14 protein-coding genes are annotated in these 16695 nt (G+C 67.9%); 6 read left to right on the forward strand and 8 right to left on the reverse strand.

Annotated elements, in window-relative coordinates; all coding sequences use genetic code 11:
- Positions 1 to 91: 91 nt before the first annotated feature.
- Both K9D12_RS07350 and K9D12_RS07355 read right to left on the reverse strand, forming a co-directional pair.
- Positions 92 to 2077 (reverse strand): M13 family metallopeptidase, encoded by a 1986-nt coding sequence (locus K9D12_RS07350; RefSeq protein WP_223059834.1) that lies wholly within the window; start codon positions 2075 to 2077, stop codon positions 92 to 94.
- Between the two features lie 89 nt (positions 2078 to 2166).
- Positions 2167 to 3561, reverse strand: coding sequence for an MFS transporter (locus K9D12_RS07355; protein ID WP_223059835.1), 1395 nt, complete (start codon positions 3559 to 3561; stop codon positions 2167 to 2169).
- Between the two features lie 257 nt (positions 3562 to 3818).
- On the opposite strand from K9D12_RS07355, the gene K9D12_RS07360 reads away from it, so the two are divergent.
- Together K9D12_RS07360 and K9D12_RS07365 are read left to right on the forward strand one after the other, a co-directional pair.
- Positions 3819 to 5450 (forward strand): DNA repair helicase XPB, encoded by a 1632-nt coding sequence (locus K9D12_RS07360; RefSeq protein WP_223059836.1) that lies wholly within the window; start codon positions 3819 to 3821, stop codon positions 5448 to 5450.
- Positions 5451 to 5638: 188 nt separating this feature from the next.
- A complete protein-coding gene (locus tag K9D12_RS07365; protein WP_223059837.1) occupies positions 5639 to 6541 on the forward strand; it encodes a DUF559 domain-containing protein in 903 nt (300 codons plus the stop codon).
- Positions 6542 to 6612: 71 nt separating this feature from the next.
- Here K9D12_RS07365 and K9D12_RS07370 read toward each other — a convergent pair whose 3' ends face one another.
- Positions 6613 to 7029, reverse strand: coding sequence for a DUF2530 domain-containing protein (locus K9D12_RS07370; protein WP_231579496.1), 417 nt, complete (start codon positions 7027 to 7029; stop codon positions 6613 to 6615).
- Between the two features lie 85 nt (positions 7030 to 7114).
- On the opposite strand from K9D12_RS07370, the gene K9D12_RS07375 reads away from it, so the two are divergent.
- Complete coding sequence (locus K9D12_RS07375) at positions 7115 to 8587, forward strand: NCS2 family permease (protein ID WP_223059838.1); 1473 nt, start codon at positions 7115 to 7117, stop codon at positions 8585 to 8587.
- A 34-nt stretch (positions 8588 to 8621) separates the two neighbouring features.
- Here K9D12_RS07375 and K9D12_RS07380 read toward each other — a convergent pair whose 3' ends face one another.
- Complete coding sequence (locus tag K9D12_RS07380) at positions 8622 to 9758, reverse strand: ROK family transcriptional regulator (RefSeq protein WP_223059839.1); 1137 nt, start codon at positions 9756 to 9758, stop codon at positions 8622 to 8624.
- A gap of 96 nt (positions 9759 to 9854) precedes the next feature.
- Here K9D12_RS07380 and K9D12_RS07385 point away from each other — a divergent pair, with 96 nt between their 5' ends.
- Together K9D12_RS07385 and zwf are read left to right on the forward strand one after the other, a co-directional pair.
- Positions 9855 to 11138, forward strand: coding sequence for a DUF1479 domain-containing protein (locus K9D12_RS07385; RefSeq protein ID WP_047311076.1), 1284 nt, complete (start codon positions 9855 to 9857; stop codon positions 11136 to 11138).
- Positions 11139 to 11258: 120 nt separating this feature from the next.
- The gene (gene zwf, locus K9D12_RS07390; RefSeq protein WP_118912293.1) at positions 11259 to 12689 is read left to right on the forward strand and encodes a glucose-6-phosphate dehydrogenase; all 1431 of its coding nucleotides are present in this window, start codon (positions 11259 to 11261) and stop codon (positions 12687 to 12689) included.
- Positions 12690 to 12857: 168 nt separating this feature from the next.
- On the opposite strand, the gene K9D12_RS07395 is transcribed toward zwf, so the two are convergent.
- The 3 genes from K9D12_RS07395 to K9D12_RS07405 form a co-directional block, all read right to left on the reverse strand.
- Positions 12858 to 13784, reverse strand: a complete 927-nt coding sequence (locus K9D12_RS07395) for a DUF3027 domain-containing protein (protein ID WP_118912294.1) — start codon at positions 13782 to 13784, stop codon at positions 12858 to 12860.
- A gap of 5 nt (positions 13785 to 13789) precedes the next feature.
- Complete coding sequence (locus K9D12_RS07400; protein ID WP_223059840.1) at positions 13790 to 14173, reverse strand: cold shock domain-containing protein; 384 nt, start codon at positions 14171 to 14173, stop codon at positions 13790 to 13792.
- A 76-nt stretch (positions 14174 to 14249) separates the two neighbouring features.
- Positions 14250 to 14627, reverse strand: a complete 378-nt coding sequence (locus tag K9D12_RS07405) for a hypothetical protein (protein WP_129664195.1) — start codon at positions 14625 to 14627, stop codon at positions 14250 to 14252.
- Between the two features lie 118 nt (positions 14628 to 14745).
- Here K9D12_RS07405 and K9D12_RS07410 point away from each other — a divergent pair, with 118 nt between their 5' ends.
- Positions 14746 to 15996: a winged helix-turn-helix domain-containing protein gene (locus K9D12_RS07410; RefSeq protein ID WP_223059841.1), complete on the forward strand. Its 1251-nt coding sequence runs from the start codon at positions 14746 to 14748 to the stop codon at positions 15994 to 15996.
- Between the two features lie 40 nt (positions 15997 to 16036).
- Here the strand turns inward: K9D12_RS07410 and K9D12_RS07415 are convergent, their stop codons facing one another.
- Positions 16037 to 16663, reverse strand: a complete 627-nt coding sequence (locus K9D12_RS07415) for a histidine phosphatase family protein (RefSeq protein WP_129664191.1) — start codon at positions 16661 to 16663, stop codon at positions 16037 to 16039.
- Positions 16664 to 16695: the final 32 nt, after the last annotated feature.

The following is a 16695-nucleotide window of genomic DNA, read 5'->3' on the forward strand; positions in this document are numbered from 1 at the left end:
CTGCGCCCCGAGGGTGGCATGCGCGGGGCCCGCCCCGGCGTGCGGAGCGGGCCTCGTCGCCGGCTCCTGGCGAACGATCAGACGATGTCGATCAGAAGATGCGAACGCGCTCGTCCTCGTCGATCCACATGCCGTCGCCGGGCTTCACGTCGAACGCCTCGACGAACTCGGTGAGGTTGCGAGCGGCGTTGGCGCGCACATCCATCGGCGAGTGCGGGTCGATGGCGAGCAGGCGCTTGGCCTCGGCCTCACGGGCGACGCCGCTCCACACCTGTGCCCAGCCGAGGAAGAAGCGCTGCGCGCCGGTGAAGCCCTCCAGCACGGGCGCAGGGGCTTCTTCGCAGGCGATGGTGTACGCCTTGTAGCCGATCGTCAGGCCGCCGAGGTCGCCGATGTTCTCGCCGACGGTGAGACCACCGTTGATCTTGACGCCCGGCGCGTCGCGCGTCTCGTACTGGGAGAACTGCTCGATGAGCTTCTTCGCCAGGGCGTCGAACCGCTCGCGGTCGCCCTCGGTCCACCAGTCGACGAGTTCGCCGTCGCCGTTGAAGCGCGAACCCTGATCGTCGAAACCGTGGCCGAGCTCGTGCCCGATGACGGCGCCGATGCCGCCGTAGTTGACGGCGTCGTCGGCGTCCACGTCGAAGAACGGCGGCTGCAGGATGGCGGCCGGGAAGACGACCTCGTTCATCATCGGGTGGTAGTACGCGTTGACCGTCTGCGGGCTCATGAGCCACTCGGTACGGTCGATAGGGCCGCCGATCTTGGCGAGCTGGTAGTCGGTCTCGAACGACGCCGAACGCTTGACGTTGCCGACGAGGTCATCGGCGAGGATCTGCAGTTCGGAGAAGTCACGCCACTTGTCGGGGTAGCCGATCTTGGGCGTGAACCGGTCGAGCTTCTCGAGGGCCTTGGCCTGCGTCTCCTCGCTCATCCACGCGCTCTCGCGGAAGCTGCGGCGGAAGGCCTCGACGAGGTTGTCGACGAGTTCGACCATGCGCTCCTTGGCCTTGGGCGGGAAGTGGCGCTCGACGTAGAGCTTGCCCGCCTCCTCGCCGAGCACGCCCTCGACGAGGCCGACGCCGCGCTTCCAGCGCTCACGCAGCTGCGGCGTTCCCGACAGGGCGCGGCCCGCGAAGTCGAAGCGCTCCTCGACGATGTCGTCGGTGAGGTAGCTGGCGAACGACGTCACGAGGTGCCACGTCATCCACGCCTTCCAGTCCTCGACGTCACGCTCGGCGAACAACTCGCCCAGGGCCTCGAAGTAGCTCGGCTGGCCGACGACGACATTCGCGAACGCGCCGTCCGGCACGACCTGACCCTCGAGCCACGCGTCGATGTCGAACGCGCCGAAGAGGTCACGCAGTTCCTCGAGCGAGTAGCGGTTGTAGCTCTTGACGGCGTCGCGGGTGGAGATGTTGTCCCAGTGGTGCTTCGCGAGGGCCTTCTCGAGCTCGTAGACGCGCGGGGCGACCTCGTCGGCGTTCTCGACGCCCACGAGCGTCAGGAGACGTTCCATGTGAGCGGTGTACTTGTCGCGAATCTCGGCGTACTGCTCCTCGCGGTAGTAGGCCTCGTCGGGAAGGCCCAGGCCGCTCTGGCCGAGGTAGACGATGTACTCGTCGCTGTTCTTCGCATCGGCGCTGACGTAGAAGCCGAACAGGCCGCCCATGCCGTAGCGCTCGAGGTGGCCGAGCAGCATGAGCAGGTCACGCTTGTCGGTGAGGCCGGCGATGACGGCGAGGTCCTCGAGGATCGGCGACGTTCCGAGGGTGGCGATGCGCTCGGTGTCCATGAACGAGCGGTAGAGGTCGCCGACCTTCTGCGTGGCGGGCCCCGCGTCCGTTCCGTCGTTCTCGGCGGCCTCGGCCTTGCCCGCAGCTTCCTCGATGATGTCGCGCATGGCCTTCTCACTCGCCTCGCGCAGCATGTCGAAGGCGCCGTAGCGCGATTTGTCCTCGGGAATCGGGTGGTTGGCCACCCACGTGTTGTTGACGTGCGCGAACAGGTCGTCCTGCGGGCGCACGTCCGGGTCGAAGCTGGTCACGTCCAGGCCGGAGTTGATCTTGCTCGTCATGCCCCTACCTTCTCACCCCGGGCTGAGAGCGAACGCCGCCGCGAGTTCGAGAACCCACGGCGACGTTCGGCAGGAAGGGCGTTCGGGCCTCAGCGCGCCGGCTCGGCGACGTCGTCGTCGAGGTCGACGATGCCCGGCAGCGCGTTGGGGTCGTCCCGCACCTCCTTGGGGTTGGTCTCGGGTAGGAGGAACGCCCCGACGGCGGTGAGTACGCCGAGGAGCACCATGTAGGCCGCGATGCCGTTCGTGCTGCCGGTCTTCTCGATGACCGTGGCCATGATCATCGGCGTCGGACCGGCCAGCGCGATCGCGGACAGCTGGTAGGCCAGCGACATGCCCGAGTAGCGCATCTTGGGGTGGAAGATCTCACCGAGGTACGCAGCCAGCGGTCCGTAGATCGACGATTGGAAGAAGCTCGTGATGAACGAACCGACGGCGAACAACGCGAGGCTCTTCGTGTTCATGAGCGCGAAATACGGGAAGATCGACAGCGCCAGACCGATGCCGGACCACAGCACGACGGGCTTGCGGCCGACCCTGTCCGACAGAGCACCCGAGAACAGGATGACCGGGATGTTGAACAACGAGATGACGAGCATGATCGCCAGCAGCGAGTCACGCGACATGCCCAGGTCGCTGGAGGCATAGCTCAACGAACCGACGATGCCGACGTAGAACATCGCGTTCGTGCCGCCCATCATGAGGCAGCCGAGCAGGATGCGCTTCCAGCCCTTCTTGACCACCTCGAACACCGGTGCCTGCTTGCCGACCTGAGCAGCGCGCTTGGCTGCGCGCTCCTGGAGCACCTTGAACTCGGCCGAGTCCTCGACCCGCTTGTGGATGAACAGGCCCAGCGGGAACAGCACGGCGCTTAGGAGGAACGGGATGCGCCAGCCCCAGTCGAGGAAGGCCTTGGCCGAGACGAAGTGCGAGACCGTGAGGAAGGCGAGGTTGCCCAGGATGACGCCGATCGGCACACCCATCTGCCCGAAGGTTCCCGCGTAGCCGCGCTTCTTCGGGCCTTCGGATTCGGTGAGCAGCAGGATGATGCCGCCCCACTGACCACCCGCCGCGAGGCCCTGCACGAAGCGCAGGAGCACGAGGAGGATCGGCGCCGCGACACCGATCGTCGCGGCGGTCGGCAGGAGGCCGATGCCGAACGTCGCGATTCCCATGGCGAAGATGCAGAAGACGACGACGGGCTTGCGCCCGATCTTGTCGCCGTAGTGCCCAGCGAGGATGCCTCCGAGCGGGCGGGCAAGGAAGGCCGCCCAGAAGGTGCCGAAGGAGAGCAGCGTACCCGTCAGGGCCGAGCTGTCCGGGAAGAAGATGTGCGGGAAGACGAGTGCGGCGGCGGTACCGAAGATGAAGAAGTCGTACCACTCGATCGAACTGCTCAGCAGACTCGAGATGAGCAGTTGGCGACGCCGTTTCGCAGGGATGGCTTGGACGGCGTCGCTCACGGCTGCCGAGGTGTCGGCCATGGGAACTCCTTCAATGACGTTGAGGCGCGGGGCGATTCGAGCGCGAGCGGAGTCGCACGGGCGTTCAACCAATGTGTCCTGTGCCACATTGCAGGGTCAATAGCCGTTGCCGATTTGTTACCAACTGACCAACTGTCAATAGCGGGTGCGCGGCGGCGGCTCGGGCCGGGCGCGCTCCCCCACCCAAGGCCGGAATGGCCCCGCGCCCCTCGTCGTTAGGCTGAGAGAACCCAGACATCCGGCGAAAGGGCCATCACGTGCCGAACGGCGCACTCATCGTCCAGAGTGACCGCACGATCCTGCTCGAAGTCGACCACGAGAATGCCGAGGCGGCCCGCCGGGCCATTGCGCCGTTCGCCGAGTTGGAGCGCGCGCCGGAGCACGTGCACACCTACCGCGTCACGCCGCTCGGCCTCTGGAACGCTCGCGCTGCCGGCCTCGACGCCGAAACCGTCGTCGACGCGCTCATCACACACAGCCGTTTCCCCGTGCCGCAGTCCCTCCTGCTCGACGTGGCCGAGACGATGGATCGCTACGGGCGCCTCGTGCTCGAGAAGGACGGCGAACAGCTCGTCCTGCACTCCACGGACAAGCCCGTGCTCGAAGAGGTGCTGCGCCACAAGAAGATCAAGCCCCTCGTCGGCGAACGCCTCGACGAGCTGACGGTCGCCGTCCACCCGAGCGAGCGAGGCGCGATCAAGCAGGAGCTCATCAAGGTCGGCTGGCCCGCAGAGGACCGCGCGGGCTTCGTCGACGGCGAGGCTCACCCGATCGAGCTCGACACCTCCGGCTGGCAGCTGCGCCCCTACCAGGCGCAGGCCGTGGACGGCTTCTGGGACGGCGGCAGCGGCGTAGTCGTCCTGCCGTGCGGTGCCGGCAAGACCCTCGTCGGGGCGGGTGCCATGGCGAAGGCCAAGGCGACGACGCTCATCCTCGTGACGAACACCGTCAGCGCCCGCCAGTGGCGCGACGAACTCCTCAAGCGCACCTCGCTCACCGAGGACGAGATCGGCGAGTACTCCGGTGCGCGCAAGGAGATCCGCCCGGTGACGATCGCGACGTACCAGGTGCTCACGCTCAAGCGGAAGGGCGTCTACCCGCACCTCGAACTGCTCGACGCGCGCGACTGGGGCCTCGTGGTCTACGACGAGGTTCACCTGCTGCCCGCGCCGATCTTCCGCATGACGGCCGACCTCCAGGCCCGCCGTCGTCTCGGCCTCACGGCCACGCTCGTGCGCGAGGACAACCGTGAGGACGACGTGTTCTCCCTCATCGGCCCCAAGCGCTACGACGCGCCGTGGAAGGACATCGAGAGCCAGGGCTACATCGCGCCGGCCGACTGCGTGGAGGTGCGCGTGGGCCTGTCCGACGCCGACCGCATGGCCTACGCGACGACGGAGCCCGACGAGCGTTACCGCTTCGCGTCCTGCGCGACGGTGAAGGACCCGGTGGTCGAGCGCATCGTCAAGCAGCACGAGGGCGCACCGACGCTCGTCATCGGGCAGTACCTCGACCAGCTCGAGACGATCGCGAACCGTCTGGACGCCGACCTCATCACAGGCGAGACGTCCGTCGCGGTGCGCCAGAAGTTGTTCCAGCAGTTCCGCGACGGCGAGATCACGAAGCTCGTTGTCTCCAAGGTGGCGAACTTCTCGATCGATCTGCCCGAGGCGAGCGTCGCCGTGCAGATCTCCGGAACGTTCGGTTCACGTCAGGAGGAGGCCCAGCGCCTCGGGCGCGTGCTGCGACCGAAGGCGGACGGGCGCACGGCGCACTTCTATTCGATCGTCACACGCGACACGGTCGATGCCGACTTCGCCGCCCACCGTCAGCGCTTCCTCGCCGAGCAGGGCTACGCCTACCGCATCGTCGACGAGAGCGACATCTGAGGTCAGCTGCGCCAACGCGTTCGCCGCGCCTGCACGGTGTTGATGACCGTCAGGACGCTGACGCCGAAAGTGCAGGTTGTGCGCGATATTTCATGCACAACCTGCACTTTTCCGCATCACCTGACGGTGACGACGGGTTGTCCACAGGGTCTCTGCGGCGCCCACGTTCGTGCAGCCACAGTGGTGGCATGGACCTTCCGCCGGGCGCTCCCCTGACGACCGCCGCCCTCACTGCGCTGGGGTACGACGCCCACGCGCGCCGACGTCTCTGTTCCGGCGGGCAGCTGCGACGCATCACCCACGGCGTCTATGTCGTCGCCGAAGCTGCGCCTGCGACGTTCGCCGAACAGCGGAGGCAGTACCTCCAGCGAGCGGGCGCCCTCATGGCGGCACTCCCCGACACGTATCTCGTCGGCCCGAGCGCCTGTCTGGCACACAGTCTCCCGCTGCTGGCCCCGCCGTCAGCCATTCATCTGTCCCGGGAGCGACAGCTCCACTCGAACCGAGCGGGCGTCGTTTCGCGTCGTCCGTGGCCGCATTCCGTCGAGCCGGTCGACGGCCTCATGACGCAGCAGGCGACGGCGGCCGTCATCGAGGTCGCGGCACTCGAGGGGACGTTGGCCGGTCTCGTTCCCGCCGACGTCGCCGCACGCCGCGGCCTCCTGCTCGACACCGATGCGCTCCTCGACGCCTGGGGCCGACGCAGGGGCAGCGCCCACGCCCGAGCGGCACTGGCCCTCGCGGACGGTCGACGCGAGTCGGTGCTCGAGACACGGGTCGCGTGGGCGGCTGCGCTCGAAGGCATCGCCCTCGACCCGCAACTGCGAGTCCTCGACGAACGCGGAGGGTTCGTCGCCCGAGCGGACTTCGTCGTGCGCGGGCATCGCGTCATCGTCGAGGTCGATGGGTTGGGCAAGTACCGTCACGACGGCGACCTACGGGCGGAGAAGCTTCGTCAGAGCGACCTGGAACGTCTCGGGTGGGTCATCGTGAGGATCATGGCGAGAGACATCGACGCCGGCCGGGTGGGCGCGCTCCTGCGCGACGCCATCCGTCACGCCGACGCGCTCTTCGGCCCGTCAGCTGCCTGACGCCAAAAGTGCAGGTTGTGCACGATATTTCATGCACAGACTGCACTTTTCCGCATCAACTGACGCAGGGGTCAGGCCGCTTCGGCGTTCCCTCGCCCACGACGCACGTACGCCCAACCCATGAAGCCGAGCACGATGCCGGCGACGCAGGTCCACGGCCACCAGTGCCGGTCGCCCTCGTGAAGGGCCGGCACGAGCAGCGTCACGACGAGCGCGAGCGCCCACACGGCGATGCCACCGAGGATGACCCGGGCGGTGTCGAGGTGAAGCGGTTGCGGCTTCGGAATGACGGTGTCGCCGCCGGTGAAGAAACGCTCGTAGGGCGACTCCTCAGGCGGGGGCGCACCCTCCTGGGGCAGACGGACGCCGGCCTCGTACGACATGGAGACCTCGGCGCGCTCGCGCATCTCCCGCGCGCGCTCCACCGAACGGGGCGTCGCGCCGTCCGGGCGCGGTTCGCGCGCACGACGGGAGGGGTCTGGTGTCACGGCGTCCAGCCTAGTTCACGGCCTGGAGCGCCCACCCCTCGGCGCCGAACACGGGCACGCTCCCGCACGAAATACCATCAGTGCCATGTCGAGCACACCCATGACTGCCCAGCCCGGGGGCGCACCGTCCGGCGCACTGGACCGCTACTTCAAGATCACCGAGCGCGGTTCCACCGTCGGTCGCGAGATCCGCGGCGGTCTGGTCACGTTCTTCACGATGGCTTACATCATCGTGCTCAACCCGCTCATCATCGGCACCCAGGCCGACTCGACGGGTCACTATATCGGAGGCGGCACCGAGCCGAACCTCGCCGCCGTCGCCGCCGTGACGGCCCTCGTCGCCGGTCTCATGAGCATCCTCATGGGCAGCGTCGCCAAGTTCCCCATCGCCATCGCCACCGGCCTCGGCCTCAACGCGTTCCTCGCGTTCTCCGTCGCCAAGATCCCCGGCATGACGTGGAACGACGCGATGGGCCTCGTCGTCATCGAGGGATTCATCATCTTCCTGCTCGTCGTGAGCGGGTTCCGCAAGGCGCTGTTCGCCGCCATCCCCCGTTCGCTCAAGACCGCCATCTCGGTGGGTATCGGCCTGTTCATCTGCCTCGTCGCGCTTCACGACGCTGGCTTCAACTCCGCCGGTGGCGGCTTCCTCCAGCTCGGCCCGACGGGCAACCTGCAGGGCTGGCCGGTGCTCGTCTTCATCATCGGCGTGCTCCTCATCGCGGCGCTCATGGCGCGTCGTGTGCACGGTGCCATGCTCATCGGCATCATCGCCATGACGGCGCTGGCGCTCGTCATCGAGGGCGTCGCGGATCTGGGCGCGAAGGGTGAGAAGAACCCGACGGGCTGGTCGCTCACCATTCCGTCGATGCCGAAGGATCTGCTCACAGCCCCCGACTTCTCGATCGTCGGCGACTTCTCCCTGACGGGTGCGTTCGCGAAGGTCGGCGCCATCTCCGCCATCCTCATCATCTTCACGCTTGTGCTCGGCGCGTTCTTCGACCTCATGGGAGCGATGTACGCGGTCGGCGCGGAAGGTGACCTGCTCGACGAGAACGGCGTTCCGGAGCACTCCGAGCGCATCATGGTGGTCGACTCGATCGCCGCGATGGCCGGTGGTGCGGGTTCGATCAGTTCGAACACGGCGTTCATCGAGTCGGCCTCGGGTGTGGGCGAGGGTGCCCGTACGGGTCTCGCATCCATCGTGACGGGCACGATGTTCCTGCTCGCGACGTTCCTGTCGCCGGTCGTCGGGATGGTGCCGTCGGAGGCTGCGGCCCCGGCGCTCGTCATCGTCGGTTACCTCATGATGACGCAGGCCACCGACATCGACTGGAAGAACATGGAGATTGGCCTGCCGGCCTTCCTCACGATGGCGCTCATGCCGTTCACGTACTCCATCGCGGTGGGTATCGGAGCAGGCTTCATCAGCTACGTGCTCATCAAGCTCGTCAAGGGCAAGCCGAAGGACGTGCACCCGCTCATGTACGTCGTGGCCGCGATGTTCGTCGTCTACTTCGCCATCGACCCGATCAAGCAGTTGCTCGGCGTGAGCTGAGCCTCCGACCAGCAATCGGACCCGCGACCTCGAGCTAGGAGGTCGCGGGTTCGATACGTCCGGGACGCGCACCCACCTGTTCTCTGCCGAGGTTACTGACCGCCACCCCCAGGACGGTGGCCTGCAAGCGCTCGACAGCCGCGAGCCGCACTCCTCGTGCCGTGGCATCGTCGTCGAGCGCCGTGACGACATCGACCGGTCGCGCGCTTCGCGCCACTTCGGCGCGCACGGCAGCGGCCACCTGCTTCGCCCACGGTCCGGTCACGACGACCTTCGACGGATCAGCCCACCCGACGAGCGAGGCCACCACGGCCGACACAGCCACTGCGAGTGCCTGACGCACCGAGTCATCCGATGCCGTCACCTCGAGCAGACGCTCCACATCGACAGCGCTCGAACCAGGCTGACGCAGCCCGAGCCGCGCGAACACCTCGGTGAAGGGGATCGCCGTGCCGTCCGGCCCCGGGACGACGATGTGCCCGATCTCCCCGGCGAGACCGCGACCGCCTCGCAACACACGGCCGTCCTCGACGATCGCGGCGCCCAGCCCGTCACCGAGATGGATGAGTCCAACACACCCTTCCTCGACGAGCGTGTTCGCGGCCCAGTTGACGTCGTTGTCGACGATGACGTCGTCACACAGGTCAGCCAGCGCCGCGCGAGCGTCGAGTTCGCCGACAAGGAACGGCTCGTCGGGTAGCTGCACCGCCCGCCCCGTGTGCCGGTCGACAGGATCAGCCACCGAGACGGCAGCGCACCGCACGGGTACGAGGCCGTCTCGCGAAACTCGGGCCAAGACCGCCTTGGCCACTCGAGTCAGTCGCTGCTCGTGTGGGCCGTCGACGGAGCGTGCACGGGCAATTTCGTCACCGTGGATGTCGACTACGACACCGCTGACCCCGACCGGCGCCACGACGAGCGCCAGCGCCACCCCCACCTGCGGCGCGAGACGCACGATCGCCGTCGACCGTCCGCGCCCGGACGTGCGTTCCCCCGTTTCCTCGACCAGGCCCGCAGCGACGAGACGTGACACCGACGTCGCGGCGGTGGGACGTGAGAGGCCCGCGGATTCGGCCAGCGACGCACGCGTCGCCTCCCGCTCGTGCACCAACACCGTGAGCACTCGACGATCGGTCGACGCTCGGACGAGATGGGAGCCGGTGTCAGTCACCCCTGAATCGTAAACCCTCTTTACAAAAGCGAGGGGGCGCCTTAGATTGACGACACCTAGTTTGTAAACCTCCTTTACGAAAGGATCGCCGTGACGATGTCGCCTGCCCCCGAGGCCAGGGAGCTTCCCCACTGGCAGTCCACGCCCGACGACCTGCGTGGGGCGATCAAAGAGATCAAGGCCGCACTGCGCGCCCGCGTCGAGGCGTCGGGACGCACGGTCGAAGAGGTCTTCGAGGTCGTCGAGAAGCGCGTCGCGGACCAGGTCGAAGAACTCAAGGAGATGAAGGCACGCGGTGAGAACCCCTGGCCGGTCGTGCGGTACGAAGACCTCCTCGACGATTCGAAGCGCGACACCCTGCGCGAGCAGATCCGCCGCCGCGGGTGCGCCGTGATCAAGGGGCACTTCCCCCGCGAACAGGCCCTGGAGTGGGATGCCCAGATCGTCGACTACGTCGAGAAGAACGCCTTCTTCGAGAACTACCGCGGCCCCGGCGACGACTTCTTCGGCACCGTCGGTTCGAAGCCTGAGATCTACCCGATCTACTGGAGCAAGCCGCAGATGCAAGCCCGCCAGAGCGAACGGATGGCAACCGTCCAAGCCTTCCTCAACAGCGTCTGGACCAGCGAGTCCGACGGGCAGCAGTGGTTCGACCCGAACCGCGATTCGCTCTACCCGGACCGCATCCGCCGTCGCCCTCCGGGCGCGGACTCCGCCGGCCTCGGAGCACACCTCGACCCGGGAACGCTCGACCTGTGGATGACCGAGGAGTACCAGAGGCACTTCGCGCCACTCTTCGACGGTCGTCCCGAGGAATACGACCCCTGGGATGCCGCTCACCGCACGTCGGGGCCGCAGTACCCCGGTTCGACGATGTGCTCGGCCTTCCGCACTTTCCAGGGCTGGACCGCGTTGTCGGACATGAAGAACGACCAGGGCGTCCTGCAGAGCGTGCCCATCCCCGAGGCGATGGCCTACCTCATGCTTCGACCGCTCGTCGAGGACGTACCTGACGACGACATGTGCGGGGTCACCGTCGGCCAGGTCTTCCCGTGCAACTGGAAGTGGCACCCTCACCTCATGGAGGCTCTGTCGGTCATCCCCGACGTCGAAGCCGGCGACTCGGTCTGGTGGCACTGCGACATGGTGCACGCCGTCGAGGACGTGACCAACCAGGAGGGCTGGGGCAACGTCATGTACATCCCCGCCGCCCCCTGGTGCCCGCGCAACGAGGCGTACAGCGCCAGTGTTCGCGAGGCCTTCGCAACGGGCGCCAGCCCGAGCGATTTCCCTGACGAGAACTACGAGGTCGACTGGGAGGGACGCTTCACCGAAGCAGACCTCAACGAGATCGGACGCCGCGGCCTCGGTCTCGCATGACGGCGCACTCCTGCGCGTGAAGGCCGTGGCTCATCGCACGTGAGCCACGGCCTTCACGCGCCGCGCGCGCACGGATGAGCGCGCCTTCCCTTTTGCCCGCCCAGCGGCAATGCTGGGGCCATGCCAGCACCAGCAACCACCGTCGTCCTGTTCGGCGCCACCGGCGACCTCGCTCGACGCAAGCTCCTTCCCGGGCTGCTCCACCTGTTCGCCAGCGACCTGTGTGACGACCTGCGCGTCGTCGGGACGTCGCTCGAGGATTTCGACACGGAGTCGTTCCGCGAGTTCGCGCGTACCGCCATCGCCGAGTTCTCCTCCCACCCGGTCACCGACCAGCAGTGGGACGACTTCGACGACCGCCTCACCTTCGTCCGCTCCGACGCAGGCCCGGACGCCCTGCGCAAGGCCGTCGAAGAGGCCGAGTCGCACTTCCCGCAGGGCAGCCAGCGCCTGCACTACCTCAGCGTCCCGCCGAAGGCCGCCCTCTCCGTCCTCGCCGAGCTGCACCAGGCGGGGCTCGTCGAACGCAGCCGCGTCATCATGGAAAAGCCCTTCGGCACCGACCTCGCGAGCGCGAAGAAGCTCAACGCCGCGGTCCACGAGTACTTCGACGAGAGCCAGATCTTCCGCATCGACCACTTCCTCGGCAAGGAGGCGGCGCTCAACATCCTGGCGTTCCGCTTCGCGAACGGCCTGTTCGAGCCGATCTGGCACCGCAACAACATCGACCACGTGCAGATCGACGTGCCCGAGACGCTCGGTCTCGAGACGCGCGCCGAGTTCTACGAGTCCACGGGCGCCTACCGCGACATGGTCGTCACGCACCTGTTCCAGGTGCTCGCGTTCACCGCGATGGAACCGCCGACGTCACTCGAGCCTGATGCCATCACCGAGGAGAAGAACAAGGTCTTCCGCTCGATGATGCCGCTCAACCCCGAGGACGTCGTGCGCGGGCAGTACCTCGGCTACCGCGACATGAAGGGCGTCGGCCCCGAGAGCGAGACCGAGACGTTCATCGCGCTCAAGTGCTACATCGACAACTGGCGTTGGGCCGGCGTGCCGTTCTACCTGCGCACCGGCAAGAAGATGGCCGAGGGCGCACGCATCATCTCGATCGCCTTCAAGGAGCCCCCGAAGTCGATGTTCCCGAGCGGATCGGGCGTCGGTCAGCACGGCCCCGACCACCTGACGTTCGACCTCGCCGACAAGGCCCGCATGTCGCTCAGCTTCTACGGCAAGCGCCCCGGGCCGGGCTTCCGCCTCGACAAGCTGTCGATGCAGTTCGCCATGGGCGACACCGACTGGGCCGGAGGCGCACTCGAGGCCTACGAGCGTCTGATCTACGACGCCATCCGCGGCGACCACACCCTGTTCACGACGGCCGACGGCATCGAGCGCCTGTGGGAGGTCAGCCAACCGCTGCTCGACAACCCGCCGCCGGTGCGCCCGTACGACCCGGGCACCTACGGCCCCAACCAGATCCACCAGCTCATCGCACCGCGGGGCTGGCGCCTGCCGTTCGAGCGCAAGTGGCGCGAACCCACCGTCTGACGCACCGTGCGAGCATGACGAAGGCCGCTCACCTCACGAGGTGAGCGGCCTTCGTCATGGGCCGGGTTCTCGGACACTAGAAGGGAAGAAACCTTCCCGTCGTGTGCGTAGGCGACGGCCTTGGGCACCACAAGGGAAGAAATCCTCCCTCGATGCCACGAGGCGGGCTCAGGCCTGCGGCGACTCGCTCTCGTTCGCCTTGTCGCTCGTCGCAGCCGAGGTGTCGGTCTCGGCGTTCTCGACCTCGAGGTCGGCGTCGAACTCGTCGAGCACCGGAGCGTCCTGGTGGTCGTGGGCCTCGGGGGCTTGCATCTCCACCTCGGAGTGCGCACCGCAGCCGAAGTCGAGCGCAACGACCTTGCCGTCGGCGGGCGACCAGTCGTTGGCGCAGACGCCGAACTGCTGACGCAGCACGCCCGCCATCGGCACGAAGTAGCCGCACGAACCACACTGCGCGGGGGCCTTGCGGGCCACCTCGGCGCTCGGGCCGTGATCGCCGTCGTACCAACGCTGCGCCGCTTCGTCACGGCCCTCGGCCGAGAGCACGCGCTTGCGGCCGAGGCCGAGCTCGAAGAAGGCGACCTGGTCGACGTCCTCGTCACCGGTGGCCTCGAAGCCTGCCTCGAGGCGCGGGTCGTCCTCCTTGTAGGGAAGGACGTCACCAGCGCTGAGGTCGCCCGGCGCGAGGCGGTCGGCCCACGGCACCCACTCGGGCGCGAGCACCGACGTCGCGGACGGCATGAGGTTGGTCTCGCAGACCGTGGCCACCTTGGCGCGCGGCGCACGGGCCACCGTGACGGCCCAGCGCCAGTCGGGGTAGCCCTTGGCGTTGCTCGCGAAGTAGTGCGTTCCGAGACGCTCCGCGTCCATGACGAAGTCGACATGCTCGCCGACGGCGCCCGGATCGGCGATGGCGGTGACGGCCTCGAGCGCGAGCTTCTGCGCCGCCTCGCTCGCGAGAACGGCGTCGTGCTTGACGGCCTTGGCGCGGCGAGCGCGCGTCGCACGAGGTGCCTCGGACGTCGGTGCGGTCACCTCGGCGTCGGCGGCGAAGTCCTCGACGCGCTCCGGTTCGGCCACTGCGGGTTCAGTCATGGGTCTCAGACCTCGAGGTCGTCGGCAACGGCGCGCAGCACCGCCGCGATCTTGTTCGAATGGGACCGGTCGGGGTAGCGCCCCTTCTGCAGACCGGAGGACAGGTCGTCGAGCAGACGGATCACGTCTTCGACGATAACGCTCATCTGCTCGGCGGGCTTGCGCTTGCGCTCGGCGATGGAGGGCATCTTCTCGAGCACCTCGACGTGCATGGCCTGAGCGCCCTTGCGGCCCTGGGCGACGCTGTACTCGACGCGCGTGCCGCCACGCAGCTGGGTGACGCCCGCTGGGAGCGCGCTCGCGGGCAGGAAGACGTCGTCGCCGTCGTCGCCGGAGACGAAGCCGAAACCCTTTTCGGCGTTGAAGAACCTGACCTTGCCGACCGGCACGTCACACCTCGTTCGAATTGCCGGGTGCCGGACGACGAGCCGTCCCGCACCCCCGCGTGCACATAACTTGCGAAGTTTACCGGCGCGCGCCGGGCTCCAGCGAATCGTCCGCCGGCGGCGTGGGTTCCGCGCTGCGCGCTCCGCCGCGAAGGTCTCGCAGCACCTCGTCGCGCTCCGAGCGCGACACGTTCGTCGTCACGACCGGACGCTCCTGGCGCGCCTTCCACCACAGGAAGACACCGATGAGGAGGGAGCCGAACCCGCCGAGCAGAACGATGAGCGAGAGGATCGCCCAGATGACGACGCCGGTGATGACGAGGGCGCCCCGGTGGCCGTCGTTCGCGAGGTTGGTGATGAGCGCGATGCCGCCACCGATGAAGAGCGGTGCGACGATCCACAGCATCACGGCGCCGCGGATCATGTTCTTGCGCGCGTGGCGCCTCACCTCGTCCATGCGTTCACGGTACCGACGCGGGGCGCGGTAATAGAAACGCCCGCCGCACCCCACGATGCCCCGCGGCGCATTTTCTGCCGTGACGACCGGTGTCGGTGGTCGCCGCTAGGCTCCGGGCATGAGTTCGCCGCGTCGCATCAGTGCCTCCCAGGCTCGTCGCATCGCCCTCGCGGCGCAGGGCTTCGCGCGCCCGCGTCCTGACGAGGTCACCACCCGCCACCTGAGCGCGACCGCGGCGCGACTTCAGGTCGTGCAGATCGACAGCGTCAACGTGCTCACGCGCAGCCACTACCTGCCGTTCTTCAGCCGTCTCGGTCCCTACGACCCGGCCGCCCTTGACGCTCTGCGCGATCGCGCGCCGCGCCGTCTCGTCGAGTACTGGGCGCACGAGGCCAGCCTCGTCTCCCCGCAGGTGTGGCCGCTGCTGCGTCACCGCATGGCGCGCGCTCACTCCGACGCGTGGGGCGGCATGCGTCGCGTCGCGGCGGACCACCCGGAGCTCGTGGAGCGCGTCTACGAGTACGTGACGACGCACGCTCCCGCCACGGCGAAGACGATCGAGGCGGAACTCGCGCACGACGAGGAACTCTCGCGCGAGCACTGGGGCTGGAACTGGTCCCTCATCAAGGCTGCGCTGGAGCACCTGTTCTGGGCCGGGCGCATCACGTCGGCAGGGCGCACCCGTCAGTTCGAGCGCCGGTACGCGAGCCTCGAGCGCGTCCTACCCCGTGAGATCGCCACGAGCGCCGTCGCGGAGGATTTCTTCTCCCCCGAACCGCTTCTCGCCCCGCCGGCCGGCGACGACGTCGACTTCTTCGACGACGTCGTCGACCTCGTGCGCCGCAGCGCGATCGCGCACGGCGTGGGCACGGTGTTGTGCCTGCGCGACTACTTCCGACTCAAAACGGCACAGGTCGTGCCGGCCATCGACCATCTCGTGCGCGCCGGCGAACTCGAGCCCGTCGACGTCGAGTGCTTCGACAAGCCGGCGTGGCGCCACGTCGATGCGAAAACTCCGCGGCGCGTCGAGGCAGAGGCGCTCCTGTCGCCGTTCGACTCGCTCGTGTGGCAGCGCGAACGTACCGAGGCGCTGTGGAACTTCCGCTACCGGCTCGAGATCTACACACCCGCCGAGAAGCGTCAGTACGGCTACTACGTGCTGCCGTTCCTCTTCGGCGAGCACCTCGTGGCCCGTGTCGACCTCAAGGCGGACCGGGCCAACGGCGTCCTCCGAGCCCACGCGGTGCACTGGGAGCCGGGTGCGCTCACGCGCCACCCGGAAGCGGCCGGCGCCCTGGAGCGAGAACTCGCGACGATGGCCACCTGGCTCGACCTCCCGCGCGGATGGGCCGGACAGCTCGGGTCCTAAAGGCCCTGCGCCAACCCGCCTTTACCGTGCAGTGGCAGCGTCAGATGACGCTCTTGTCCGCCTTCCCGGGCCAGTGCTCGATGCGGAAGCTGTCGGCGTCGACGAGCACCTCGGCGGGCACGGCGTTCGGAATGTACTGACGCCGCGCGAGGTCGTTGCGCACGTTCGCCGACAGACGCGGTAGCGCGAGCGACATCACGCCGCCGTGGCTGATGACGAGCACGCTCTCGCCGCGGTACTGATCGGCGAGGTCCCGCAAGGCTTCTCGGTACCGGTTCACCACGTCGAGGCCCGATTCCCCTCCGGGAAAGGCGGCGTCGAGGTCACCGTCCATCCAGGCGGCGAGCACGCGCTGCATGCCGGCGTCACCGAACCGCTGACCGACGAGCTCCCCGACGCGGTACTCCTCGAAGCCGGGCAGGCTCGTCCAGTCGACGCCCAGCATCTCGGCGGCGACGCGGGCCGTCTCCTGCGCCCGGGCGACGTTGGAGCACACCACCGTCGCGATGTTCTCGGTCCGCAGGCTCTCCCCCAGCTCCCGCGCCTGCGAAAGGCCCAGCGGCGTGAGCCACCCGCCGGCCTCCGTGATGACACCGCGCGGAGTCTCGTAGGCAGCGTCACCGTGACGCGCGACGAAGAAGCGGGCCGGGCAGAACAGGTCGGACATGCGCTTCACGCTACCCGCGATGTCATGCGGTG

It is taken from the genome of Dermacoccus sp. Tok2021, assembly GCF_019895135.1.
In the GTDB taxonomy this organism is placed as follows: Bacteria; Actinomycetota; Actinomycetes; order Actinomycetales; family Dermatophilaceae; genus Dermacoccus; species Dermacoccus abyssi.